This is a genomic window from Bradyrhizobium sp. USDA 4532, assembly GCF_024171315.1.
Classification (GTDB): Bacteria; Pseudomonadota; Alphaproteobacteria; order Rhizobiales; family Xanthobacteraceae; genus Bradyrhizobium; species Bradyrhizobium australafricanum.
The window spans coordinates 4466557-4491402 of record NZ_JALJZN010000001.1; the positions used below are offsets into that span (position 1 = coordinate 4466557).

Consider the following 24846-nt stretch of genomic DNA (forward strand, 5'->3'; position numbering starts at 1 on the left):
GGCCTCCAAGCAGCGACGCCTTCATCCGGTAATCATGTGCGCACCGTGATAAACGAGCGCACAACCTTGCGACATGCAGCTAGTGTGCCGGGAGGCACCGAAAACGGTTTGCAGCGACCTACAGAGCGTCCGGGCGGTGCCGTATATCGACCGTGATAGTGCCCCGGGCGCGGGAGACACATGCACAGATCTTTTCGTTCGCGCGTTTCTGCGGCTCGCTGAAGAAGACGTCACGATGATCAAGCTCACCGTCGATCTTGATGATGTCGATGGCGCAAACACCACACTCGCCGCGCCGGCAATCCGCAATCACCTCGCAACCGGATTCATTGAGTACGTCCAGCAGCGAGCGATCACTCGGAATTTCGATTTCGAGGTTCCGATCGACAAAGCGAACCCGAAATCCTTCAGTCGGCAGCGAGCCGCTCGACCCGAAGGTTTCGTAGCGCAGGTCGGACACCGTTCGTCCTGCGCTATCCCAGGCCCGGCGCGCGGCATCGAGCATCCGCATCGGACCGCACAACATGGTCAAGGCGTCAGGCGGCAGCGAGGCGAACAGATTATCGAAATTGAGCCGGCGCCCCTCATCGGCTGCATGGACAATAAGCCGCTCGTTCAGCAAGGGGGCGAGGACATCCAAATAGGCGGCTTGCTCGCGGCAGGGCACAGCATAATGCAGCGTGAAATCGGCATCGCGGCAGGCGAGCACCTGAGCTGCCCCAACCAGTGGCGTAATGCCGATGCCGCCCGCGATCAGGCAGTAGTGCCGGCGCGCCCAGTCGATCTGCAGCAACGAGGCAGGCAATGTGATGCTCAGCCGCGCACCCGGCGCAAGGGACCACATGTACCGCGAGCCGCCGCGGCTGTCCTCGGCGCGGCGCACCGCGATACGATAGCCGCCTCGGTCGGCTTCGCCGACCAGCGAGTAAGACCGCGTCTCTGGGCGCCCATCGATAGTGACAGCGACATTGATATGGCTGCCGACCGGATAGGTCGCGCCATCAAAGCTTTCCGGTCTGATCAGCAACTCGCGGATCGAAGGCGTCAGATCGCGCGTCGCGACAAGGGTTGCCGGTATCCAGCTTTCAATGAACCGCATGCAGATTCCTTTACTCGCCTGCCATCCTGATAAGCGCCAGCCCCGGCAGTAGGTCAAAATGCGTCTTGTTCTGGAGCACCAAGCGCAAATTGCGCGCCGCCACTCGCGCATGCTCGCGCATGATCGCCTCAGCGCGCGCACCTTCGCGGTTTTCGATTGCGTCGATCACGACGCGGTGTTGATCTTGCACAATCATGAGCGTGTCGCGCGCATCCGGCAGTGTCGATTGGGTCATCACAAAGCCGCTTGGGGAGGCAAAGGGCAGCGCGGAGGCGCGATCCACCTGCCGGATCAAGGGCGGGCTACGCGACAATTCAGTCAACATGGCGTGAAGGCGCGCATTGAGCGCGACGTAGGAAGAGAAAGCGTCCACAGAGATTGGATCCTGCCGCACCACGCCGTCGATCTCGTCAAGGCATCGTTTCAAGGGCTCGAGATCGCGCGACGAAGCACCGCGCTCGGCTGCAAAACGAGCGGCGAGACCTTCGAGCGTGCCACGCAGCTCAATCGAATCCATGACATCTCGCTCGGAGAACGTCTTCACCATGAAGCCGCCAGAAGGAATGGCTTCCAGAAGTCCCTCCTCCTCCAGGCGGACCAATGCCATTCGCACCGGGGTGCGCGAAGCGCCGGTCGTCTCAACAGCCTGCAATTCGGAGATCCGCTCGCCCGGCCGCAAGTCGCCGGACAGGATCAGATCGCGCAAGCTGAGCTGGGCACGTACAGTTTGTGAGACGGAGCGATCGCTTTCGCGCTCGGCCATGCCCTACTCCGCGGCCTGCCGACTGTGCGATTTCTCGGCGTCGATCATCCGGTCTACTAGGCGGCGGGCCCACATCGCGCCCGCATCGATATTAAGATTGTAAAAGGCGCGGTCAGGATTTTCGTCAATCGCGCGCTGCTGCGCCTCGAGGATGACCTCGTCCTCACGGAAGATGCCAGAAACACCTTGGCGGAGCTCGGTGGTCAGGCGCTGTTCGTTTAACCGATAGTTGCGCACAAATGCCCAGAAATAATGGCAGCTCGTTTCCGTTTCGGGCGTGATCGTGTTGAGGACAAGACCATTGACCCCGGCAGCGCGATTGCCTTCGGGCGCGCCGGTTCCAGTGGGCGCCACGCCGACGTCGATATTGATCGTGCACGGAGCCTCGAAACGAATGATTTGCCAGCGGTCCACCGGACCAGGTTTTTGCAACTGCTTGGCCCAAAATGGCGGCGCGGTAATCCCCTTCATCCAGCGCGTCACGGTGGCGGTCTTCTCCCCATGAGTGACGTCAAACGGCGCTTCCGCGATGGCGTCGTTGCCGATGCTGGCGCCGTGCACAAAAGTTTCGTGCGTCAGGTCCATGAGGTTGTCGATAACCAGACGATAATCGCATTTCAGATGAATGGTATCACCATCGCCGGCCCAAGCGGGATCATCGTTCCAGTGCATGTCCGGCACCAAGGCCGGGTCGGCTAGCGCCGGATCACCCATCCATAGCCAGACGAAGCGATGGCGCTCGACGACGGGATAAGCACGCACACAGGCGGAGGGGTTGATCGTTTCTTGCGAGGGCATGAAGGTGCAGCGGCCCTGCGCGTTGAATTTCAGACCATGATAGCCGCAGACAACGCTGTCGCCCTCAAGGCGGCCTTTTGAGAGAGGCACTAGTCGATGCCAACAGGCGTCCTCGAGCGCTACCACTTCGCCATTGGTGCGCCGATACATCACCACGTGCCTGCCGCAGATCGTGCGCGGCAACAAGGCCTGCTTCACCTCGGCATCCCAAGCGGCTGCGTACCAGACATTCATCGGAAAGCACCGGCTCATGTATCACCCCAACTCTGGACACTTTATGTATACAATGACGGGTAACTTCGGTCGAAGTGCGGCCATAAATGCACAATTGCGCGGCTGGCCCAGGAAAACTTGTATACAGAAAAGGGTCCTAAATTGATCTCGCTAGCCAAGCATCAGCTTGGGTTAGCGCGCGGCAAAACGGCAGTACCCGCTGAGTTCGACCTCGCCGGCGCGCATGTCCGACGGCATCTCGCGCCAGAATCTGCGCTGTCCTCATATGGCGGTCTGCTGGGTCCCTAGCCTGATGGGACTCTCAGCACCGTCCAGCGTGCGCAACAACCGCGCGATAGCCCGAGATCGGATCGAGCTTGATAGCTCCAGGTGAAATGCGCAGCGCGAATCGCAGCAACTTTATTGATGCCAACATCGTGCATACGCGCGCTCCCCGAAGCGATAGCAAAGTCGATGGGCGACATTCAACACCCAAGCAGAAGGCGCCATTCGTCCGTGCGATCCGAATGGCCTCCGCCAATTTTGCCGAAGCGCGCCTCTGCGCGATTTACGATAGTGGCAGCCCCTCCCCCGATGCGCATGGATGGCGTGAAGGCGCGTTGCTCAAGCATCGCGCAATGCTTGAACAATCCGATAAAAACGACGGAATCAGCGCGCCCATTCATCTTACGCCGCGCCGCATGCGCTCGTGCTCGGAGATTCTCATCAAACGACGATTCGGCTCTGTAGTGCGCGCCTACATGCGGGAGCTATCGAGTATGTGCGGTGTTCCCATTCTGGCCAACCGCGAGGTCGAGCAGAGACGACGGTACCCCGTCTTGAGGGGCCACGTTGCCGCTGAACTCGGCAACAGACGGCAGGACTTCAAGGGCCATAAGATTGCTTCTTCTTGGACGACCTCTGCGGGCTCTTGTGCGCACAGCCAGATCTCCGCCTTCTGCTGAGCTGTGCGTTCACTTCACCTGGAGACAAATGCCCCGCGAACGGACATGCTTTGCCGCTAGCGAAAATGCAGCGCCTCCATCACAGAATTTGCGGCAATCGGGTTCTAGATCTTCGATGCGCCAGACTTCCATCCTATGAATGCCTACGATCAAAACTATCGATTTTACCAATCTCACGCAGTGTTGCATCAATCTCATCAGTCGGGGCATCCGATCACGCCAAGTTTCCAGGTCGAGACGTGCCCGCGCTACGCCCAGCCGACCAAAGATACGCATTATGCTGCAACGTCATGTTCGAGCTTGCAACCGCGGTCCGAGCACCTGGACCGAGCCAACGGCGAGAGACGGTTTATCCGCGGACACTTGATTGGCCGCAGATCGGGCATCTGGTGCATATCTTGCTTAGCGAAAAAAGATAACGTAACTGAACGCCTGCCTTTGGGATGACGCGCCGCCTCTCGGATCGTCTTCAATCGGACACGGCTAAAACGACGAGCCTCGCATGATGCTGTCGCCTCTCAACGACGCGGCGGCTTGCATTCGAGTATATTCGGGAAGGAAGCGTCATGACCACCATGGCAACCGCGGCGCCCGCGCGCGCGTCGCAAACTTGGTATAAGATCCTCTATGTCCAGGTGTTGATCGCCATCGTGGTTGGCGCCTTGGTCGGTTGGCTGTGGCCATCTGTCGCGACCAACGATTGGGTCAAGGCGCTCGGTGACGGATTCATCAAACTCATCAAGATGGTGATCGCGCCGATCATCTTCTGCACCGTCGCATCCGGCATCGCACACATTCAGGATGCAAAGAAAGTCGGGCGCGTCGGCGTCAAGGCATTGGTCTATTTTGAGATCGTCTCCAGCTTTGCGCTGCTGTTGGGCCTTATTATGGGTAATCTGGTCCAAATCGGTCATGGCCTTGCAGTCAAGCCGGACGCTGCAGCGGTCGCCAATTACGTCAAGCAAGCGGAAGCCTCCAAGAGCGTCGATTTCGTTCTCAACATCATTCCCGATACCATAGTTGGCGCGTTCGCTCGCGGCGATGTTTTGCAGGTGCTCCTGTTCGCGATCCTGTTCGGTTTTTCTCTGATGGCGCTAGGAGAACGCGGCGAGCGGCTGCGCGGCATGATTGACGACGTCGCGCACGCGGTGTTCGGCGTAATCGCCATCATCATGAAAGCGGCCCCGATCGGGGCCTTCGGCGCCATGGCCTTCACGATTGGCAAGTTCGGGCCGGCAGCGCTCGGCAGTCTGGTCGGTCTGATCGCGCTATTTTACGTGACGGCTGCGCTTTTTGTGGTGGTGGTGCTCGGCATTATCGCACGCATCGTCGGCTTTTCGATTTTCAAGTTCATTGCCTATATCAAGGACGAGCTTTTGATCGTGCTCGGCACTTCGTCCTCGGAAAGCGCGCTGCCGCAATTGATGGGGAAGCTTGAGCGGCTGGGCTGCTCCAAGCCCGTGGTCGGCCTGGTGGTCCCAACTGGGTACTCCTTCAACCTCGATGGCACCAACATCTATATGACGCTTGCCACATTGTTCATTGCCCAAGCACTTGGAGTCGATCTCACCTTTGGCCAACAGCTCACGATCTTGCTCGTGGCAATGCTGACCTCCAAGGGGGCAAGCGGCGTCACCGGCGCGGGCTTCATCACGCTCGCCGCAACATTGTCGGTCGTCAACCCAGCGCTGGTACCGGGTATGGCAATCGTGTTCTCGATCGACAAGTTCATGAGCGAGGTACGCGCCCTTACCAACATCACCGGCAATGGCATTGCAGCCGTGTTCGTATCCTGGTGGGAAGGCGAGCTAGAGCACGCGACGTTGCACGCTCGGCTCGACCGGCCCACCACTGTCGACACAAGGAGGTAGGCCCCGGATCTTGGTCGCCGTCATTGCAAGACGCGTCGAATCCAAGCGCAACCGCATTCACGATCCTTCGTAGTTCAAGTCGGCACCGTGCTTGAACTGCGAACTCCCACGGGATCTCCAGAACGCAGCTCTTGCTCCGCGTCACGCCCCCGGCAGTCGCCTGTGAGACGCTAGCGCACGCGAGAAGGAGCTGCAATTTTGGAAAGTCATTTTCAAGCGTGGTCTTTCGAGGTTAGGCTTCTGGCCAGCCGAGCGCCTGTGCAACATTGCCGAGCCAGACAGTAAGACTGCGAAAGAACGTATCCAGCGTGACGGACCAAGGCCTTGGCCTGCCCACAAATGGCCACGTCGTGGTCACCGCACTCGCCTCGCCCGGCCGGCTAGGCGGTAGCCACTTGCGCGTTCGACTCAGTCTAACGGTGCGTATCCAGATCGCGATAAGTGTGATCTGCGTGGACTAGATTGGCACCTTGACTGAGACGAGGCGGCTCGAAGAAGCTAGTGTCGGCTCGGCGTTATGTACGCGCTCTCGATTCCGGCTAACGGCTCATCGGCACGAAACCTGGGCTGAGATGGCCGCGAGGCATAGACAGCCGTTGCATAACTTCGCCTTGCTATCTTGGCACATTACATTGCGTTCCCTTCCGCATGATCGATCGCGAGATGCGTGGTCCCGCAGCTTGCATCTATCCTTTCCGGATTCGGCGAGCGGGGTGCTTTTCGGCCGCGACGTCCTCGCTGAACTGCAGCCCTTGTCCTCGTCGTGGCGTGCCAACAGGTTCCGGCGGCGATCCTAGGGCCGCAACCTCGAATGCCTGCCCCGAGGTCACCGGCCGCGGAGGAAACCAGACAACGCAGCCTCGATTGTACACAGGTTAGCGCGCACTATTGAAAGGTTTAGGACAACTATACGTACGTTTGTAATGCGAATTTCTTCGGCGCGTGCTGAGTTCAACAGAAGGCAATCGATCTTGGATCCGCTCACGAACGTCTGTCGGCAGCGAAAGGATTGCCCCATTTTTGCCTAAAATGTTATAGCTCTCCCGCCGGAGAAAAGGCCGGACGGTACAAAAATGCGTAGCCAGATCAGCAGTTTCAAAGTTTCAGCGCCTCAGTTTACCTTCGGCAGCATAACGTTGGCCGTGGTAACGCTGGCTTGCTTGTACCTTCACGCGCAGTTCGCTGCGACGGCGTTCGCCTATTTGTTAGTCGTATTGCTGTTTTCGTTGATGGGCAGCTTCATCGCGTCAGCCGCGCTTTGCGTCGTGGCCATCGCGGCTCTGGCTTACTACTTTGCGCCGCCGGCGTTCAGTCTGCGGATCGATGATCCACAAGATCTTCCGGTGGTCGTTGCATTTTTCATTGTCTCGATCGTCGGGACGCACTTGATCGGAAAAGTCCGCCAGGAAAGCCAAGCCGCGCGTGAGGCCGCATCCAAGCTCCGGATCAGCGCAGCCGATTTGGAGGACCGCGAGAAACGCTGGCAAGCAATCTTTGAACACAATCCGGCCATGTACGTCATGGTCGACGAAGCCGGTACCGTCCTCAATACCAATACGTTCGGCGCGTCACAGCTCGGCTATGCGCGTTCCGAACTGATCGGCCACTCCATCCTGGGAGTCTTTCTGGAGGAGGATCGCGAGTTAGCTCGCGAATGCATTCGCGCTTGCCTTGAAGATATCGGTCAATCGCGAATCTGGGAGGCCCGGAAAGTCAGGAACGACGGCTCGGTACTGTGGGTACGTGAAAATGCCAAAGCCATGATCTGGGCTGATGACCGGCCCATTGTTCTGATATCCTGCGAAGACATCACCGAACGGAAGCGGACCGAGTTTGCCCTGCAGCGGAGCGAAGCACATTTGGCCCAGGCCCAGGAGCTGAGCCATACAGGCAGCTTCGGCTGGAATGTCGTCACCGGCGAGGTCTTCTGGTCAAAGGAGACGTTTCGAATATTTGAGTTGGACCCGCAGACCGTTCCGTCGCCGCACCTCGTCGTCGAGCGCACGCATCCAGATGATAGGGCTTCGGTTCAAGAGGTCATTGATCGGGCGATGCGAGATCCGAAGGATTTCGAACATGAATACCGGCTGCTGCTGCCGGACGGCTCGGTGAAGCACATCCATGCGCGGGCACGAGCCACGAGAACCGCCAGCGGTGATATTGAGTTTGTCGGAGCAGCGACGGATGTTACCGCGGAGCGGCAAGCAGAGCAGAAGCTGCGCCGCAGTGAGGCCTATCTCGCCGAAGCCCAGCATCTCAGTCACACGGGCAGTTGGTCCTGGGACGTTCACGGGCTCGATTTTGTGTATCGCTCCGCCGAGGTCGATCGTCTGTTTGAGTTTGATCCGCAAGAGACTGTATCAATAGAGACCATTCGCTCGCGCATCCATCCAGACGACCTCCCCGGGCTCCAGGAGGTGCAGCGCCAGGCTATCGAGCTCAAGCAAGATCGCTTTGAGTATGATTTTCGAATTCTTCTAAAAGACGGCGGGATAAGGCGCATACACTCCGTTGCGCACATCGTGGTCGGCAACGATGGCTGCGTGAGCGAATTGATCGGAACGCATATGGATGTGACCGAGCAATACGCCGCTAGAGAGCGCCTGGAAAACACACTGGCTGCGCTGCGCGAAAGCGAGCAGCGCTTTCGCGATTACGCCGAGACGGCTTCCGATTGGCTCTGGGAGACTGGGCCGGATCACCAGGTTACGCGCTTGTCCGAGCACATCAGCGCTGCGGGAATCTTAGCGACAGGATTGATGGGCCTGCTCCGCTGGGACATTGCGTGCGATGTGGAAGAGGAACCTGAGAAGTGGCGACAGCACCGGGCCACACTGGAGGCGCATCTGCCGTTTCGGGATCTGGTCTACCGTACTGTCAACCGGACCGGATCTCCGATCTACGTTCGGACGAGCGGCAAGCCCTTTTTTGATGCGAACGGCAAGTTCCTTGGCTACCGCGGCGTCAGCACCGACATCACCGCTATTATTCGCGCAGATCAAGCCGAACAACAGTTGCGGAAGGCACAGGCGGAACTTGCCCATGTGACACGTGTGACGACGTTAGGAGAGCTGACAACCTCCATTGCCCATGAAATCAACCAACCACTCGCCGCTATTATCAGCAACGCTGACGCGTGCCTCGGTTGGATGGGCCGCGAACCTCCTGATCTATCCGCGGCGCGCTCTTCGGTTGAGTGGATCATCGAAGACGCAATACGGGCAAGCGAAGTAATCCGTCGCGTGCGCGCACTTGCGAAGAAGGGCGAGATCGAGATGGTGCCGCTCGATATCAATGAGGTCGTTAAGGACGTCATTGCACTGGTGACACGAGAGCTGGTGAGCCACCAGGTGGCGTTAAGAACCGAGTTGACGGCAGCGCTGCCTACGATTCTCGGTGACCGGATTCAGCTGCAGCAAGTGATCATCAATCTGGTGATGAACGGAATCGAAGCCATGGACGCAGTCACGGACCGAAAGCGTGAGTTGCTGATTCAGTCGTCTATGGACGATATCGGGCATGTGCAGGTGGCCGTGACAGATTGGGGCGTCGGGATCGCCGAGAATGATGCGGACCGCGTGCTAGAGCCTTTCTTCACCACGAAATCCAGCGGCCTTGGAATGGGTCTTTCGATCTGCCGGTCGATCGTTGAGGCTCACGGAGGACGGCTGTCAGTGGTGCGCAAGGAGCAGCCGGGCGTGACATTCCAGTTTGCCCTGCCGTTGCATGAGGAGGCCCTCCCGTGACGCGACGCTTTGACTCGCCAAGCAGCAATCCCGAGACCTCGACAAAGGCGATCGTCTTCGTCGTCGAGGACGACATCTCCATGCGTCGGTCGCTCACCAACCTTTTTCAATCGGTAGGATTAGACGTCGTTGCATTTGGATCGGCCCGCGAAATGCTGCAGAGCGCACTTCCGGATGTTGTTAGCTGTCTGGTTCTTGATATCCGGCTCCCGGGCTTGAGCGGCCTGGAGTTCCAAACTGAGCTAGCGAAGTTGAACATACATATTCCGATCATTTTCATTACCGGCCATGGCGACATTCCCATGAGCGTCAGGGCGATGAAAGGAGGCGCGGTCGATTTTCTTACCAAACCGTTTCGCGATCAGGAATTGCTTGACGCGGTGATCGCCGCGACCGAGCGCGACCGCAAAAGACGGGAGGCCCAGCAAACCGTCGCAAAATTGCAGTCCCTATTTGAGACCCTAAGCCCGCGCGAACAGGCGGTGATGAAACTGGTCGCTTCCGGCCTGATGAACAAGCAGGTAGCCGCTGAGCTTGGGCTCGCCGAGATTACGGTCAAGATCTACCGGGGACACGTAATGAGAAAGATGCGTGCCCGCTCGCTGGCCGATCTGATCAGAATGGCTGAGACTCTGGGGATCGGCGCCAATCGTCCTGAACAAACCTAAGTATGATTTTACAATTTCGTCACTCGAGCCCACTTTTCGCCCAGGGTGGCTAATGCCTCGGCAGCCGTTAGTCCCGCGCCAGGAGGGATCGTCTTGTCCACGCCTTTGATTTCTGTCGTTGACGACGACGCATCTGTCCGTGCGGCGACGGAGAACCTATTGAAATCGCGCGGCTACATCGTTCAAACGTTTGCGTCGGCCGAGGATTTTTTGAGGTCCCAGCGGTTGAATGAGACCTCCTGCGTAATTACGGACATGCAGATGCCGGTTATGAGCGGCCTGGATCTGCTGGCGGAAATGCGGACCCGCGGCTACGGGGTGCCGTTCATTTTCATTACTGCCTTCCCGAACGACCGCGTGCGCGCCTCAGCTCTGAGCGCAGGGGCGATTGGCTTCTTGGCCAAGCCCTTCGCCGGACATGCACTGATCGAGCACCTCGATGCCGCACTGAAGGAAAGCCGCAACGGAGGACGCACTTGAAACGATCAGCCGGCGGCGAGTCATTTCAGCCCTGAATGTTGAGATCCGGTCGCGAGCTCGGTACGATCTTATATGAAGCGGACTCTCCGAAATCTGGCGGCACCAGCGGTAGTCGATGTCGTATTGCCTTCTTGGCCCGTGAGCTGCCCACCAGGCATCAGGCCGCTCAGAACGACGTTGTCACCAACGGCCGCAGTACTTGGCACTTCTAGGCTCCGCTCGTCTCTGCTTTTTGACACTTCGGGTGACCTTGCGCAGAAGTTATTCGACAAGCTCAAGCGCTTCTTCGCTCAGATTCGTAGCAGCAAAATACGATTGCGACATATCGCTTGGCGCAACAAAAGAGCTTCGTTCAACCCAGAAGCTCTCTGTGGGGCCATCGTGAGAAGTCATGCGTGTTTTGGGTGATATGGGTTGGCGCGCAAAGGCCCTGCGCGAGTTCTTTCGGCCACGACGCCAGTCACCACATTTTTGCCCTGCTTGTCTATTGGAGCTTGGCATCGCTCCGCGCCTTCTTCAGGCCACCCCTTGTGACGACCTCTTCGACCCTCCCCAACTGCTGCGCATGTTAGATGGTGCACAAGACCTCCACAGCCAAGCCGCCCAGATACTCATGCGAAACGCCCGGCCGCCTAACGGCGGCCGGGCGGAACTGGTCTGATCTGACGCAACCAATCAGCGGATGCGAGCTATTCCATCTATTGGATTGCGCATCGGATCGGCTGCCCAGTAGGCACTAAGCCCGGTGGCGCGGCTGCACTCCAGGCGGTATCTCGCTCGAAACCAGCAGGCTCTCTACGGGCTGCGGCGGCAATAGACCGCTTAGCTACGCAAGATTTTGCGAAGAGCGGCGCTAAATAGTCTAGATGCCGACCTTATGTAAGATCCTCTCGTCACATGAAATCGTCCTCGTAGTCGTACCTTGAGGAGCTTTCTACGTTCTCGCTATCGCTACCGTCACTGTCGTCAGCTTTTGAAAGGTACCGCCCAGTGGTGCCTTTCCGCTGCCATTCACCATCACTGTTCCTTATCCAATTGGCCGACTTCTCTGGGTCGAGAACCATGTTGTCTTCATCAACCTCGACGAACCCCATCTTTGCCGCACGGGCTCTTGCTTCTGGATTAGCCGGACGCAAATTGAGCAATGGCCTTTCGCCGTCCATTCGGAGCTGGTGCTCAAGCAAGATATCGCCGGCGTTCTCGACAAGCGGATGAACGACTTGAAGGTCCACAGTTGATGTAGTCCCAGTTCGCCCAGGAAATAGCTGCTGCCATCTCTTGACGTCGAACTCCGTCATGCTGTCGCCGCCCTCCATTCTTAGAAGTCCGACACTCTTGTTCCCCAACTGGTAGCTGAAGTATCGCGCGTCGTCGGAATCTCGGGTTGTTCCATAGTCTTCGGCAACTTCTGCAGTTCGCCTTGCTCTAGCGGACACGAAGTCGGAGTACTCTTGCGGGTTATCGGCGATGTACTTGATCTCGTCGCCATGATAGGCCTTCGCGGCTTCCCGGAACGATCTGCGATCTTTGAATTCTATCACAGGAGGAGTTGAAACCAGCGAATACGGCCTTGTCGCCGAAGATGAGCTGCCGCTTGAGCCAGATTCGCCCAACCGCATGTTGGTGAACGCATCCGCAAAGCTGTTTGCATCCGCTTGCTCGTCAGCTTCGGCAGAGGGCGGTGATTGGTCGTAGTACGAGCCGTTGATGCGATTATACATGGCGATTGGTGCTCCCGTCGGGCAAGATTTCTGCACTTGGTCAAGGCCTGTTAGGCCGTGTGGAGCTGATAGGCAGCCTGGCTTACGAAAACCTGACGTGGATCCCGCTAATCGTACTTCACTCTGGCTTGTCACCGTGCTTGCTTCCAAACGAGCACGGCACACGCTCAAGCCATTGGCATTCAGTAGGCTTGATGAGGCCGCGAGCAAGTCCCAGAATGCCTCTTCACAAACAATTGGATCGTTCGATGTTGGCCTGCTGACCCCATACAAAGTCCCGCCGCACCGCCTCATATCCTTGTTCTTCGTTGCGATGGTTCAGTGGAGCTCGTGGACGGGCCGTCTTAAATAGATTGACGACGTCCAGGCTTTGACCGGCGATATCGCTTATCCAACTACGACTCGTAGAAGCGCACCCTTCGTCAGCGTCAACGCTCATTTATCCAAATCCGCATTTCGCCTTCACCGCGGTTAGCCCAGCTGAACCACGGAATGAATGTCAACCGCTGCGGTTCTAGCTGTCCAGGCACCTTGTCGTACTGATAAAGTTCCGCTTCTTCGCATTGCGTGTGTTGCAGTCGCACTCCGTCAGCCTGCAGCAAAATCTTGCCCTTGAAGAGACCAGTTCCGTCGACAAGCGAAAACCGGCTGTCTGCAGGAAGCCAAACGTTGTGTAACTCGGTCCCGTTGTCGACTTCCTCAAGGCAATAAACTAACGGGCCACGCTCTATGGCCACCTTGCCGGCCAAATTACGAACTTGCGGATGGCCGTAGACGCGACGCACTTGCATCGGCAGCAATAGTTTGACGCGATCTCCCTGCCTCCATGTCCGGTGAATGTGCAAATAGCCATTTCGCAGCTCGCAATTGATACGCTCCCCGTTCAGGCTCGCCGCCGGCGCGCTGCACCATTGTGGTAGGCGCAGAGCGAGCGTGTGAGAGATTGGCCGTGCAGATTCGACGGCGATCTCCACCTCGTCTTTCCAGGGATAGTTGCCGCTCATGAGCAGTCGCAGCTTAGCCCCGCCGACCGATATTTCCACCCTATTGCCGACGTAGAGATTTACATAGAGCGTATCGGCGCGAGGCGTATAGATATAGTGACCTATCGATGCGAAAAGCCGTGCGATGTTCGGTGGACAGCACGCACAGCCAAACCAGGGCCTTCGCACTGGCGAGACATGATTATAAATGCCATTGAACCTCAGCGTTTTTGGATGCATTTCAAGCGGGTTAACATAGAAATAATGACGACCGTCGAATGCGATACTGCCGAGAACGGTATTGTAGAGCGCGCGTTCCATCACGTCGGCATAGTGACCATCCAGCTCCATCTCCAGCATACGACGCGCGAACATCATTATTCCAATGGACGCGCAACTTTCCGCGTACGCAGTATCGTTCGGCAGATCGTAGTCGCAGCTAAACGCTTCGCCCGCGCTTTGCGAGCCGATGGCTCCGGTGATATAGAACTGGCGTTGCACCATGTTTTGCCACAGCCGTAGGCAAATCTGACGTTGCTGATCGTTCTGACGCAGACGCGCAAGATGCGCTACCCCGGTCATAAGGTATACAAAGCGCACCGCATGGCCGGTGGCAGTCCGCTGCTTGGAAAGTGGCAAATGCGCTTGGCTATATGCTTTGTTTTTTAACATCCAGGGCGGGCCGCCTGATTCGGTGGCGCAGGATTGCCGGCGCTTCTCGTACTCAATGTCGTAAAAATGTGGCTCCGAGCCGCGTTGCTCCACGAAAAAATTGGCTAGCGTGAGATATCGCTGCTCATGCGTCACTTCGTAGAGGCGCGCCAACGCAAGTTCAATTTCCGGGTGGCCATCGTAGCCATGTAGCTGATCGCGCTCCGGGCCGAAAACTGTGTCGACGTGGTCAGCAAGTCTGCAACCAACCTCGAGCAATCGCCGTTTGCCCGTCGCCTGAAAGAAAGCGACACCCGCTTCAATCAAATGGCCGGCGCAGTAAAGCTCGTGGCACTCTGCTAGGTTGCTCCAGCGCTCCCGAGGCGCGTTCAGTATGAAATAGGTGTTAAGATAGCCATCGCCACATTGGGCGGTTGCAATCAATTCAATCAGCTCGTCGGCAGCCTTCTCCAGCTCTGGATTGGGCGCCTGGCATAGTGACCAAGCAACCGCCTCTAGCCATTTTGCGACGTCACTGTCCTGAAAAGCCGTTCCATGGAACTCGCCTCTCGCATCTCCTGCGGCGATGCGGAAGTTCTCCACCGCGTGGCTCGGTATCGCCTCGGGATTGCGATCGTTCAGCACCTCCCATTGGTAGGGAATTGCCACTTCCCTTACCAACTGCTGGCATTTCCCAATCAGCGGATCCAAGACGTGCAGGTTGTGAAGATCGATTTCGGCAACATTCCGCTCACTCATTTCGTTCCTCCCTGGTGGGTCGGAAGGACGCCTAGCAAGGCAAGCCGACTCACCATGATTGCGTTGCTGGGGTTGCGGCCCAGAGGTTTGCGGCTGCACAGTCCTATTCCCGAAGCGAGCGTTGCAGTGACAGAAATGGAGAGGGTTCTCCTGCGGCGTCGTACGACCAGACATGGGCGGGCAGCGGCTCGTTCGAGGAGCGGGCCAGCAATTCCCATGCCGAGAATGAGGACTGTTCTTCTGGTCGATCCGATCTGCGGCTCTGCGATAAGCATCCGTTGCGATCGCTGGTCCACCAACCGGATTTGCCAGTCGAGCTAAATCCCGCATCGCCGCGGCGCTGGGTCGATCCTGATACACGAACCGGTCGGCTGTCCCCGGGCAGATAATAGCCCACGACCCTCGCCGGCCGCAGATACAGCCGGAACGCCGCTCCCTTCGTCGCGACCAGCCGCCCGCACCTGATTCGAGCCTTCAATACGCTGCGCGGGAATGTCCGGTTTCAAACAGTCCTTTGATGACGCGTGGCAGGTGGGAGGGCCGCGCAGGGCGCGTGAACCCCAGTCGGATCGAATGGGCAGCCGCTACGCAGGATTCAACGGAGAAACTGGGCCGTTAATCCTAGGCAATTCCGACGGGTCGAAGCGCATGCTCAAGTCGGCCGACATGGCGCGCATGCTGGCATATGGAAAACAGTAAGTTGCCGCGCCTACGCGCTGCCAATGAGCTAGCCGCAACGAAGCAGCCCGAAGATCTCTACGCCGGTCTGCTCGTCGGCTTTGGCAAGGGCGCGAGGATACGGAGCATCGGTTCTGAATCGGCTTCAGGCTGATTTAGCCTTGTGGAACGGTAGCCCTCGCTCCCATCGCGTTAGTCAGGGCTACGATGATGACCCAAGCAAGATCGAATCTGCTCGTCCAGCTGATCGGTCTATTGATTGACCCGTTGATGCCGGGATCGTTCTCCTTCGAAGCCCACCCGTCCGGCCGATCAGCGGAGCCCGAGGCGAAGGCGACAGCATTGCCTGAGCGCGCAACCAGCAGAAACTACGAGCAACTTCGGATGCAACTAGATCAAGGACTTGTCCGCTCCGTCATCCACAACCAACGCAACGGAACGCAAATCCAACACCCCCATGCCGAGGCGAGAGGCTCCGACATTAATACTGCGGTTTCATTCGACGGTCACCGATTTGGCGAGATTACGTGGCTGATCTACGTCCGCACCTCTTATGAGGGCGGCATGGTAAGCCAAGAGCTGAAGCGGAATGGCATAGATCATCGGCGTAAAGTTCGCGACCGTCTCCGGCAACACAATGGTCATGAGTGTGTCCAGCGTCGCTTCCAAAGCGCCCTTCGCATCGGTGATCAGGATGATCTTGCCGCCGCGAGCCGCAACTTCTTGCATATTCGATACGGTCTTCTCAAAGAGCTCGTCGTAAGGCGCAATCATCACCACAGGCACGGCCTCATCGATCAAGGCGATCGGTCCGTGTTTGAGCTCGCCGGCGGCATAACCTTCTGAGTGGATATAGGAAATTTCCTTCAACTTGAGTGCGCCTTCCAACGCCAGGGGGGCCGACGTGCCACGACCGAGATAGAGCACGTCCCTCGAGTTGGCGATATCACCCGCGAGCTTTTCGATCTGCGGCTCGGTCAACAGCGCCGCAGCAATCAACCGCGGCACTTCGATGAGCTCGCGCACGAGCTTCGATTCATGGATCTCTGACAGCTTACCGCGCTCTCTTCCTGCTGCGACGGCAAGCACCGCCAATACCATCAGCTGGCAGATGAATGCCTTCGTAGAAGCGACGCCTATTTCTGGCCCCGCCAGCGTCGGCAGCACGGATTCGCTCTCGCGCGCAATCGTCGACGTAGGGACGTTGACCACAGATATCGTGTGCAGGTCCTGGCTCTTGGCGTATCGCAACGCAGCTAGTGTGTCAGCGGTTTCGCCGGACTGCGAGATGACAATCGCGAGATCGCCCTGACGCAAAGGCGCCTCCCTGTAGCGGAACTCGGAGGCTACATCGATCTCGACAGGCAAGCGAGCCAACCGCTCGAACCAGTATTTGGCGATGTGACCGGCATAGTTTGCCGTTCCGCATGCGGTAATCGAGATGCGCTGAATGGAGTTAAAATCGAACGGCAATGTGAGCGGCAGGGCTACGCGCTCGCCTGCGCTATCAAGATAATGCGCCAGTGTTTTGCAGGCCACTCTCGGCTGCTCGTGGATTTCCTTGGCCATGAAATGGCGATAGTTCTCTTTATCCACAAGGAGTGACGATACGCCAGGCTTTGATGTCTCCCGCTGGACGACGGAGCCGTCTGCGCCATAGATCACGCAGATCGCGCGGGTAAGGACGGCCCAGTCGCCGTCTTCAAGATAGGTAATGGTGTCGGTCAACGGCGCGAGCGCGATCGCGTCCGATCCTAGATACACTTCGCCGTTGCCATATCCGATCGCGAGGGGCGATCCCTTGCGCGCACCAATCATAAGGTCGTCGTGGGCCTTGAAGAGGAATGCAAGCGCGAAGGCTCCGCGCAGCCGCGGGAGCGACGATTGTACTGCATCCTGCGGCGAGTAGCCATTCTTGAGATAAGATTCGACGAGATGCGCCACCACCTCCGTGTCCGTCTCTGAGCGGAAGTTGGCCCCATCCCGCTCCAGCTCGGCTCGCAACTCGCGGAAGTTTTCAATGATCCCGTTATGAACGACCGCGACATTTTCCGTCGCATGCGGATGAGCATTGCTCTCGGTCGGTTTTCCATGAGTCGCCCAGCGGGTATGACCGATACCGGCATGACCCTCGGGCGGACAATAGCGCAGCCGCTCCTCAAGGTTTCTCAGCTTACCTTCAGCCCGCCGGAGCTCGATACGTAGCCCTTCGAGCGTCGCGAGGCCTGCGGAGTCGTAGCCACGATATTCCAATCGCTTAAGCGAAGCGACCAACTGCCCCACGACCGGACCACGCCCCAAGATGCCGACAATTCCACACATATCGATTAATGCCGCCCAAGTTCAAAGAGCCCGACGTCCCCGACAGGAAATCTGGTCATGAAATTCGCTTTCGACAAAAACTGACTTTCGCTGGATAGCGACGATGGCGTCATTGCCGAACGAGGCCGCCGCAAGGATACGTCGTGCAAGTAGTGTGGCGTCACCTTACAACGTCCTGCTCTCGCATTCACGCAACCGTTCTAGGGTTTGTCGCGCTGGTGTAATAGGCTCATCAGCCTCTGACGGTTTCCAGCTATGTTGGTCGGGATGAGACTAATTGATTGCCACCGAAGCTCCATTGTACGAACGTAAGCTTTCGATATCGAACTTGTTCGAAGAACTATACCAACGTTTGCTGCATTCTCACATTTCGTGCTCGCGTCGACCATTCGCCGCTTACGACAGCGGGCCGTCAGCAGAAGAGCGATGATCATCGTCGATGATCCTGCCGCCCAGACTATGGGTTCCGTTCAGAAGAAGGATCGGGGCATTTTGTAGAGCTAATGTTGTTGATGCGCGGGCTTCGCCGTGCTCTGGCTTACGTGCCAGAGTTCAGACGAATGCATCGACTACCGCGGCTTGAGCAAGTCACCCTCTTGCGCCATCGCCACACCGAGCGAATGCACGCACCCAATGAAAGACAGGGAACACGGACTTTCGGACTTTCGGGCTCTCTCATTGACGTATGCACATAACGGGGTTCGCCATCTGCGATGGTCGTTGGCTTTCATTTTGAAGCTCGATGGTATTCCCCCTCCAGCACGATATAAATCAATGTATATAGTGTGCATTCCTGCACGATGTGTATGACTAGATCTAACGATCGGCTTCCTCTGATTGCGGGTGAAGTGCGCCGGCGGATTTCTCGAGAAGCCCGTTTCGCAAAGTACGATTCGAAGGGAAGCTTTCTTTCCAGCGTAGCTAAGAGAGACCATGGCGACTCAGGATTCGAAGCAGCGCGTTGCGCTGATCACCGGCATCACCGGGCAGGACGGTGCGTATCTCGCCGAATATCTGCTCGGTCTCGGCTACACCGTCCACGGGATCAAGCGCCGGTCGTCCTCGCTCAACACCGCGCGCGTCGATCATCTCTATCAGGACCCGCATGCCGGCAATGTGCCGTTCCTGATGCACTACGGCGACATGACGGATTCGACCAATCTGATCCGCTTGATGCAGCAGATCCGGCCGACCGAGATCTACAATCTGGCCGCCCAGAGCCACGTCCAGGTCAGTTTCGAAAGCCCGGAATACACCGCCAACGCGGACGCGATCGGCGTGCTGCGCTTGCTGGAAGCGATCCGCATCCTCGGCATGGAGAAGGACACCCGGTTCTATCAGGCCTCGACCTCGGAGCTCTACGGGCTGGTGCAGGAGGTGCCGCAGAAGGAGACCACGCCGTTCTATCCGCGTTCGCCCTATGGCGTTGCCAAGCTCTACGGCTACTGGATCACGGTAAACTACCGCGAGGCCTACGGCATGTTCGCCAGCAACGGCATCCTGTTCAACCATGAGAGCCCGATCCGCGGCGAGACCTTCGTGACGCGCAAGATCACCCGCGCCATCGCCCGCATCGAGGTCGGCCTGGAGAGCAAGCTCTATCTCGGCAATCTCGATGCCAAGCGCGACTGGGGCCATGCCCGCGACTATGTCGAGGGCATGCACAGGATCCTGCAGATCGACGAGCCCGGCGACTTCGTGCTCGCGACCGGCGAGACGCGGTCGGTCCGCGAATTCGTCGAGCTGGCGTTTGCCGAGGTCGGCCGCAACATCGAATGGCGCGGCAAGGGCGTCGAGGAGGTCGGTGTCGACAAGGCGTCTGGCAACACCCTGGTGCAGATCGATCCGACCTATTTCCGCCCGACCGAGGTCGATCTCCTGATCGGCGACGCCAGCAAGGCGCGCGCCAAGCTCGGCTGGACGCCGAAGACGCCGTTCGCGCAGCTGGTGAAGGAAATGGTCGAAAGCGATCTCGTCGAGGCCAGGCAGGATGCGGCCAATGGCAAGCACGTTTGAACTGAAGGGCAAGGCTGTCTTCGTCGCGGGCCATCGCGGCATGGTCGGCTCGGCGCTGATGCGCCGGCTGGCGCGCGAGCAGGCCGATCTCTTGACGGTGTCGCGCAGCGAGGTCGACCTGCGCGACCAGGCCGCGGTCAACGCCTGGTTTGCCGCCAAGCGGCCGCAAGCCGTGTTCCTCGCCGCCGCCAAGGTCGGCGGCATCGTCGCCAACAACACGCTACGCGCCGAATTCCTCTACGACAATCTGGCGATCTCGACCAACGTGATCCAGGCGGCGCACGCCAATGGATGCGAGAAGCTGATGTTCTTCGGCTCGTCCTGCATCTATCCGCGCCTCGCACCGCAGCCGCTGCGCGAGGACTCGATGCTGACCGGCCCGCTGGAGCCGACCAACGAGCCCTATGCGATCGCCAAGATCGCCGGCATCAAGATGGCCGAGGCCTATCGCAGCCAGTACGGCGCCGATTTCATCAGCGTGATGCCGACCAACCTCTACGGTCCCGGCGACAATTATCACCCCGAATACAGCCACGTCGTCGCCGCGCTGATCCGCCGCTTCCACGAGGCCAAGGTCTCGGGCGCGACCAACGTCGTGGTGTGGGGCACCGGCACGCCACGCCGCGAATTCCTCTATGTCGACGATCTCGCCGACGCCTGCATCCATCTGATGAAGACCTATTCCTCCCCTGAACTGGTCAATATCGGCACCGGCGAAGATATCACCATCGCCGAGTTCGCCCTGTTGGTCGCGGCCGCCATCGGCTTTCGCGGCGAGATCAGCTTCGACACCTCGCGCCCGGACGGCACGCCGCGTAAGTTGCTCGACGTCAGCCGACTGGGCAGGCTCGGCTGGCGCGCCCAGACCTCACTGCAGGAGGGCATTCAGTTGGCGTATCGGGCGTATCTCGCCGACAGCAGATGGACGGCCAGAGTAACCGCGTGTCCCGACAAGCGGGCGCAGGGCCGATCCCAGAATACTCGGCGGTGAATGTCCCAACATAGCCGGGCTAACCACTCACGCAGATAATCAACCTCGCCGCGCAGTCAACCCAGTTCGTTAACAACAATGCTCGGTGGGACGCCCAACGCCGAGTGATCCGGTATGTCAAAGCTGCGGCTCAGCCGGCCGACTTGCAGGGACAGAGGCATGATCGACGTGCTTTCCACAGCCATCAAGTTGCGAGCTATCGACGGTCGGCACGAACGCCGCCTTGCGACCGGTCATTAGCTCGACGCGCGTCGCTATTCCCTCTGAGCCGACGTTTAGAGAGACTCTGCCATCACCATCCGCGCCGACAGCGTCGCGATGCACATGAGCACGCCTAACATCGCGAACGCTAACGGCAAGCCGACCATGTGTGCGACGAGCCCGATGCTGGCGGGACCGACCAGTATACCCGCATACCCGGCTGTGGTGATGACTGCAATCGCAACGCCTACGGGCATCACTCTCTGCTTGCCGGCGCGTCGACACAGTACGGGTACAACATTTGAAACACCCAATCCAATAAGCACGAACCCCGCCATGGCAATCAACGCAATCGGCGCGGCCACCACGGCCAAGAAGCCGGTCAAAATTGGCACGGTCCCGAGCATCAATGTGGTACGGTCGCCGAGCCGAGCTACCATGGTATCTCCGCTGAGACGGCCTGCGGCCATCGCAATTGAGAAGAGCATACAACCAAGGCCGCCGTGCGCCTCTGCGAGGAGGCCTTGCCCAACGAGAAGCAAAGCGCTCCAATCAAGCATTGCACCTTCGACGAGAAAGGTGACAGCCGCGAGTACGGCTACCAGCAACACACTGCGATTGGGCAAGACAAACAACGGTTCCTGCGGTTTCAAACTCATGGCGAGCAGCCGCGGCCATGCTGACATAATCGCGATCATCATTAAGGCCGAACAGACCAACGTCGAGATAAGCGGGCCACGCTGCAGCGAAAGGAACGAGGTCACCGCGGCAGAGCCGGTGAATTCGCCAATGCTGTACTGGGCGTGGAAGCCGGACATCAATGGACGTCCTGTGACGTGCTCCAATTCGATCGCATGAATATTCATGGCTACGTCGATCGAACCAAGTGAAACACCGAAAGCAAACAGCATGGCACCAAGGCTGAGAGGTGTGCCGGCAACTGCAAGCCACGGCAGGATGAGCGAGATGCCAAGCCCACCCGCGATGATGATGGGCTTGCTGCCGTACCGCGCATTCGACACACTGGTCAAAAGCATAGCGATGACGGACCCCGCTCCGAGACAGAGTAGCAGAAGACCGAGCACGCGGTTATCCACCCCAAGCCGCTCCTTCGCGAGCGGCACCAAAGGCGCCCAGGCCGCGAGGCCGAAGCCGGCCACAAAAAATGCGAGCCGCGTCCCGAGCAGGCCCGCAGACCAATTGGCAGATGGTATCACAGGCACTCCTGAGAGAACGGCTCGCGAGCGCAGCGCACCTCATCCCGTGCGCTACGCCTGCAAGCGGCCCGAAGCTCGATGATGACGGCCTCAAGTTGACGATCTTCATCTCTGCAAATGCTATGCCGTCGCAAAACGGGCCCAAGTCCTGGCGCGCGAACGTCAAATGAGAGTAATTGTCGATCACCATCCGGCGTGTCGCGCAATCTTTCTGGGATAAACCAGCCCTACGAGTGACAATCGTCTTTGCTGGTACCCGACGGAGCGCAAAGCTCAAGGATCCTTGTCGGAAAACATACAAAGCCCAGCGCGCCCTTCCATGCGCTGATTCACCTCGAACACGGTCGTCAGTTTTTATGACATCCCTTTTCAGCCAATCCGGAAGCTCTCATCATAAGCAACGACACTGGTTGCAAGATCAATACAACGCGCATCACCAGAGCGGGCTTCCAGATCAACACCTAGCTTTATTCGGCACTGTCGCGGAGGCCAAGGCCCCCTTCATTCGTGCGGCGTGCGCGACGCCTCGGGCCGTGCATCTGGCTTCTGCGCAAGCGCTTCCGTCAGCCCAATGATCTCAGCGAATTGCCATCTCGTTATCTGGGAGAGATTGCGCCGAGTGCGACGATGGTAGAAGCTGAGCAGGCTGAACGTGTGCGCGGGGATCTCTGGGACGAGCTGGGACGTAATTAAGTCCCCGCTGATGACGAAAAAGACCTCTCCGCCGATAAAGCCGCCGGGGACGATTGAGCCTTAGTGAAAGGCGATGACCGATAGGATGGCGGTCGCGCGCAAGCCGTCAATGCCGGTCCAATACTTGTGAAATTCCTTTTATTCCCGGCTTCAGGCTGGTGATCCCCTACGCCGTGCCAAATGTCTTCGCATTTCGGGTGATCCGGTCTTTCAAGGTTAGTGTGCACTGACGAAGATCACCACCATTTCGAGTGGAACGGCAAGAACATCAGCCTCCAAATGTTCTGGGCTTTCCTCTGATATTGGATATCTGGCTCGTGCGCTGTGTTGTCTTTGGAGCAATCAGCTGGATGTCCATGTCGTTCTCGTCGACACCGAAAGGGGCAGCGCGGCGCCGCGAGCACATCAATTCAATTAGCTCCGCGATCGCTTGGCCAGGTCCAGGACGGGTGCCTTCGACATCAAGGGCCCGCTGGCATCGTTCAAGCGCTTATACCCGCACCTTGCCGAGGTCGCCGTTCTGACCAGCTCGAACGGCGCGTGGTAAGGAACGAGTATAGCAACCAAAGATCGATCAATATCGTCGCGGCCATCACGCTATAAGCCCATGCGCTCTGCACTAGATTGAGCTCGATCAGAACCCGTGACAAACCGAAGCCCACGATCCAAGCATCGAAGCTCATGCAGATGCGTCGAAATATCTCCGGATCAAGTCGGCGAATGACGTAGGATCCCAGCGGGATGCCGAGCACAACGCTGGGTACTAAGACATGGAGAAGACTGCCGCTTTCGGAAATGAACAGACCGAGCTTGTAATAGACGAAAGCGGTCACGCTCGATTCCGCCACGCGCACCAGGGCAAGGCCGGCGCGAAATTCGTTTTTGACCAGGCCCTGATTGTTAAACAGCATCGCCAAGGGCGGGCCGGAGATAGTCGTCACCGAATAGAGGATGCCCAGCATCGATCCGAATGGCAGACCGATCAGCCAGCTTGCTTCGATAGGGCGGCGCCAACCGGCGGCTTGCAGCAGGATCAAGGGAAGAATGATCGTGTAGGTGGCGAATTTGATCCAGCCTGGCTGCAGTGAAGCCAATGCATAGCCGCCAAGCGCAATGCCTGGCAAGAGCCCAACCAAGATGGGAAACACGCGTCTCCAAACCGCCGGTACGCCCTTCAAATTGATGAGGAGCACGTAGACGTTGACGAAGACTTCGACGATGACGATGGCAGGATTGAGAATGCGATTGGTGTAGAAAACCAGCGCAAGCGGCACAGTGAGCGACGAAAAACCGTAGCCAATGGCTCCGTTTACGAAAGCCGCAAAACACGTCGTTGCGGCCAGGAACCAGATAGAAGCATCAAACCCGGGCATTTCCTTAACTTTCTCACGCCAGAGGGCGTCCAATCCCGCCAGGGAATCAGGCGTAAACATTGGTCTTCAAGATTGCGAAAGATTCTGACCACTCGCTTACGAGCTCCGGCCGCCTTGATAATGGCGACGGCCGTGGTCAAGTGCAGAGCTTCTACATTCGCTCCCTGTTACGGGCTGCAGTTGTGCAACAATAAGCGGCGCTGTACTCCCCGCTACCTAACTAAATCACCCAGCCATGCGCCTCAGTTTGCTCAACCAATGGCCTTCGTATCGAAATCGCAACAGCGTCAGCATCCGTATAAGTGCGGACAACCAGTTCTCCAATCCCACAGAATTGCACTTGCGGTAGCACCCTAAGGCGGATCAGACCGGAGTTCATCTCTTTCAGCTAGCAATTCAACGCGGCCAGACGAAAGAAAGCAAATTCTCTTTCAAGAGCAATTTGGATGATAGAAAAGCTGTCTTCTGCTCGAGAACGCATTAATTCTCTCCGCGCGCGGCGCGGTGGGCCAACGTTCGGCTGCGGTGAACATGCGGCAATTCATCGTGGCGAAGCAACAGCGGATTGTTGACGTGTTCTTCGAGAGCCCGATGCGCGGCAACCTCGGCGGCAATGGCGCGAAGATCTCGATGCAACG

General features: G+C 58.1%; 15 protein-coding genes. 7 read left to right on the forward strand and 8 right to left on the reverse strand.

Annotation, left to right across the window (positions count from 1 at the left end; genetic code table 11):
* Window positions 1–118 precede the first annotated feature (118 nt).
* Genes J2R76_RS20415 through J2R76_RS20425 form a run of 3 tightly spaced genes read right to left on the reverse strand, consistent with a single transcriptional unit; the run spans window position 119 to window position 2912 of the window.
* Window positions 119–1099, reverse strand: a complete 981-nt coding sequence (locus J2R76_RS20415; RefSeq protein ID WP_253624790.1) for a PDR/VanB family oxidoreductase — start codon at window positions 1097–1099, stop codon at window positions 119–121.
* Between the two features lie 10 nt (window positions 1100–1109).
* Window positions 1110–1862, reverse strand: a complete 753-nt coding sequence (locus tag J2R76_RS20420) for a GntR family transcriptional regulator (RefSeq protein ID WP_253624792.1) — start codon at window positions 1860–1862, stop codon at window positions 1110–1112.
* A gap of 3 nt (window positions 1863–1865) precedes the next feature.
* Entirely contained in the window at window positions 1866–2912 is a 1047-nt protein-coding gene (locus J2R76_RS20425) for an aromatic ring-hydroxylating dioxygenase subunit alpha (RefSeq protein WP_253624794.1), read from the reverse strand.
* A 356-nt stretch (window positions 2913–3268) separates the two neighbouring features.
* Here J2R76_RS20425 and J2R76_RS20430 point away from each other — a divergent pair, with 356 nt between their 5' ends.
* The 5 genes from J2R76_RS20430 (at window position 3269) to J2R76_RS20450 (ending at window position 10603) form a co-directional block, all read left to right on the forward strand.
* Window positions 3269–3838, forward strand: a complete 570-nt coding sequence (locus J2R76_RS20430) for a hypothetical protein (RefSeq protein WP_253624796.1) — start codon at window positions 3269–3271, stop codon at window positions 3836–3838.
* Between the two features lie 566 nt (window positions 3839–4404).
* Window positions 4405–5709: a dicarboxylate/amino acid:cation symporter gene (locus J2R76_RS20435; protein WP_253624797.1), complete on the forward strand. Its 1305-nt coding sequence runs from the start codon at window positions 4405–4407 to the stop codon at window positions 5707–5709.
* 1073 nt (window positions 5710–6782) lie between these two features.
* Complete coding sequence (locus J2R76_RS20440) at window positions 6783–9455, forward strand: PAS domain S-box protein (protein WP_253624799.1); 2673 nt, start codon at window positions 6783–6785, stop codon at window positions 9453–9455.
* Window positions 9452–10123: a response regulator transcription factor gene (locus J2R76_RS20445; protein ID WP_253624800.1), complete on the forward strand. Its 672-nt coding sequence runs from the start codon at window positions 9452–9454 to the stop codon at window positions 10121–10123. The genes J2R76_RS20440 and J2R76_RS20445 overlap by 4 nt, the downstream gene beginning before the upstream one ends.
* Window positions 10124–10216: 93 nt before the next feature.
* Window positions 10217–10603 carry a response regulator transcription factor gene (locus J2R76_RS20450; RefSeq protein ID WP_253624801.1) on the forward strand — a complete coding sequence of 129 codons (387 nt, stop codon included), beginning with the start codon at window positions 10217–10219 and terminating at the stop codon, window positions 10601–10603.
* Window positions 10604–11496: 893 nt separating this feature from the next.
* Here J2R76_RS20450 and J2R76_RS20455 read toward each other — a convergent pair.
* From J2R76_RS20455 to glmS, 3 genes are all read right to left on the reverse strand, one after another.
* Window positions 11497–12324: an Effector protein NopP gene (locus J2R76_RS20455; RefSeq protein ID WP_253624802.1), complete on the reverse strand. Its 828-nt coding sequence runs from the start codon at window positions 12322–12324 to the stop codon at window positions 11497–11499.
* A gap of 428 nt (window positions 12325–12752) precedes the next feature.
* On the reverse strand, window positions 12753–14717 hold the full coding sequence (locus J2R76_RS20460) for a glycoside hydrolase family 127 protein (protein ID WP_253624803.1): 1965 nt from the start codon (window positions 14715–14717) through the stop codon (window positions 12753–12755).
* A 1173-nt stretch (window positions 14718–15890) separates the two neighbouring features.
* Window positions 15891–17717 carry a glutamine--fructose-6-phosphate transaminase (isomerizing) gene (gene glmS / locus J2R76_RS20465; RefSeq protein WP_253624804.1) on the reverse strand — a complete coding sequence of 609 codons (1827 nt, stop codon included), beginning with the start codon at window positions 17715–17717 and terminating at the stop codon, window positions 15891–15893.
* Between the two features lie 933 nt (window positions 17718–18650).
* Between glmS and gmd the strand changes: the two genes are divergently transcribed.
* Window positions 18651–19733 (forward strand): GDP-mannose 4,6-dehydratase, encoded by a 1083-nt coding sequence (gene gmd / locus J2R76_RS20470; RefSeq protein WP_253624805.1) that lies wholly within the window; start codon window positions 18651–18653, stop codon window positions 19731–19733.
* The gene (locus J2R76_RS20475) at window positions 19717–20724 is read left to right on the forward strand and encodes a GDP-L-fucose synthase (RefSeq protein ID WP_305884410.1); all 1008 of its coding nucleotides are present in this window, start codon (window positions 19717–19719) and stop codon (window positions 20722–20724) included. Before gmd ends, J2R76_RS20475 begins: the two co-directional genes overlap by 17 nt.
* A gap of 275 nt (window positions 20725–20999) precedes the next feature.
* Here J2R76_RS20475 and J2R76_RS20480 read toward each other — a convergent pair whose 3' ends face one another.
* Entirely contained in the window at window positions 21000–22139 is a 1140-nt protein-coding gene (locus tag J2R76_RS20480; protein ID WP_253626061.1) for an MFS transporter, read from the reverse strand.
* A gap of 1178 nt (window positions 22140–23317) precedes the next feature.
* On the reverse strand, window positions 23318–24268 hold the full coding sequence (locus J2R76_RS20485; protein ID WP_253624806.1) for a sulfite exporter TauE/SafE family protein: 951 nt from the start codon (window positions 24266–24268) through the stop codon (window positions 23318–23320).
* Window positions 24269–24846: the final 578 nt, after the last annotated feature.

Excerpts from the sequence above, each read along its gene's own strand:
- J2R76_RS20485 (WP_253624806.1), bottom strand. The coding sequence starts at position 24,268 with ATGTTTACGCCTGATTCCCTGGCGGGATTGGACGCCCTCTGGCGTGAG.
- J2R76_RS20475 (WP_305884410.1), top strand. The coding sequence starts at position 19,717 with ATGGCAAGCACGTTTGAACTGAAGGGCAAGGCTGTCTTCGTCGCGGGC.
- J2R76_RS20440 (WP_253624799.1), top strand. The coding sequence starts at position 6,783 with ATGCGTAGCCAGATCAGCAGTTTCAAAGTTTCAGCGCCTCAGTTTACC.
- J2R76_RS20430 (WP_253624796.1), top strand. The coding sequence starts at position 3,269 with ATGCGCAGCGCGAATCGCAGCAACTTTATTGATGCCAACATCGTGCAT.
- J2R76_RS20420 (WP_253624792.1), bottom strand. The coding sequence starts at position 1,862 with ATGGCCGAGCGCGAAAGCGATCGCTCCGTCTCACAAACTGTACGTGCC.
- J2R76_RS20455 (WP_253624802.1), bottom strand. The coding sequence starts at position 12,324 with ATGTATAATCGCATCAACGGCTCGTACTACGACCAATCACCGCCCTCT.
- J2R76_RS20460 (WP_253624803.1), bottom strand. The coding sequence starts at position 14,717 with ATGAGTGAGCGGAATGTTGCCGAAATCGATCTTCACAACCTGCACGTC.
- glmS (WP_253624804.1), bottom strand. The coding sequence starts at position 17,717 with ATGTGTGGAATTGTCGGCATCTTGGGGCGTGGTCCGGTCGTGGGGCAG.
- gmd (WP_253624805.1), top strand. The coding sequence starts at position 18,651 with ATGGCGACTCAGGATTCGAAGCAGCGCGTTGCGCTGATCACCGGCATC.
- J2R76_RS20415 (WP_253624790.1), bottom strand. The coding sequence starts at position 1,099 with ATGCGGTTCATTGAAAGCTGGATACCGGCAACCCTTGTCGCGACGCGC.
- J2R76_RS20425 (WP_253624794.1), bottom strand. The coding sequence starts at position 2,912 with ATGAGCCGGTGCTTTCCGATGAATGTCTGGTACGCAGCCGCTTGGGAT.
- J2R76_RS20435 (WP_253624797.1), top strand. The coding sequence starts at position 4,405 with ATGACCACCATGGCAACCGCGGCGCCCGCGCGCGCGTCGCAAACTTGG.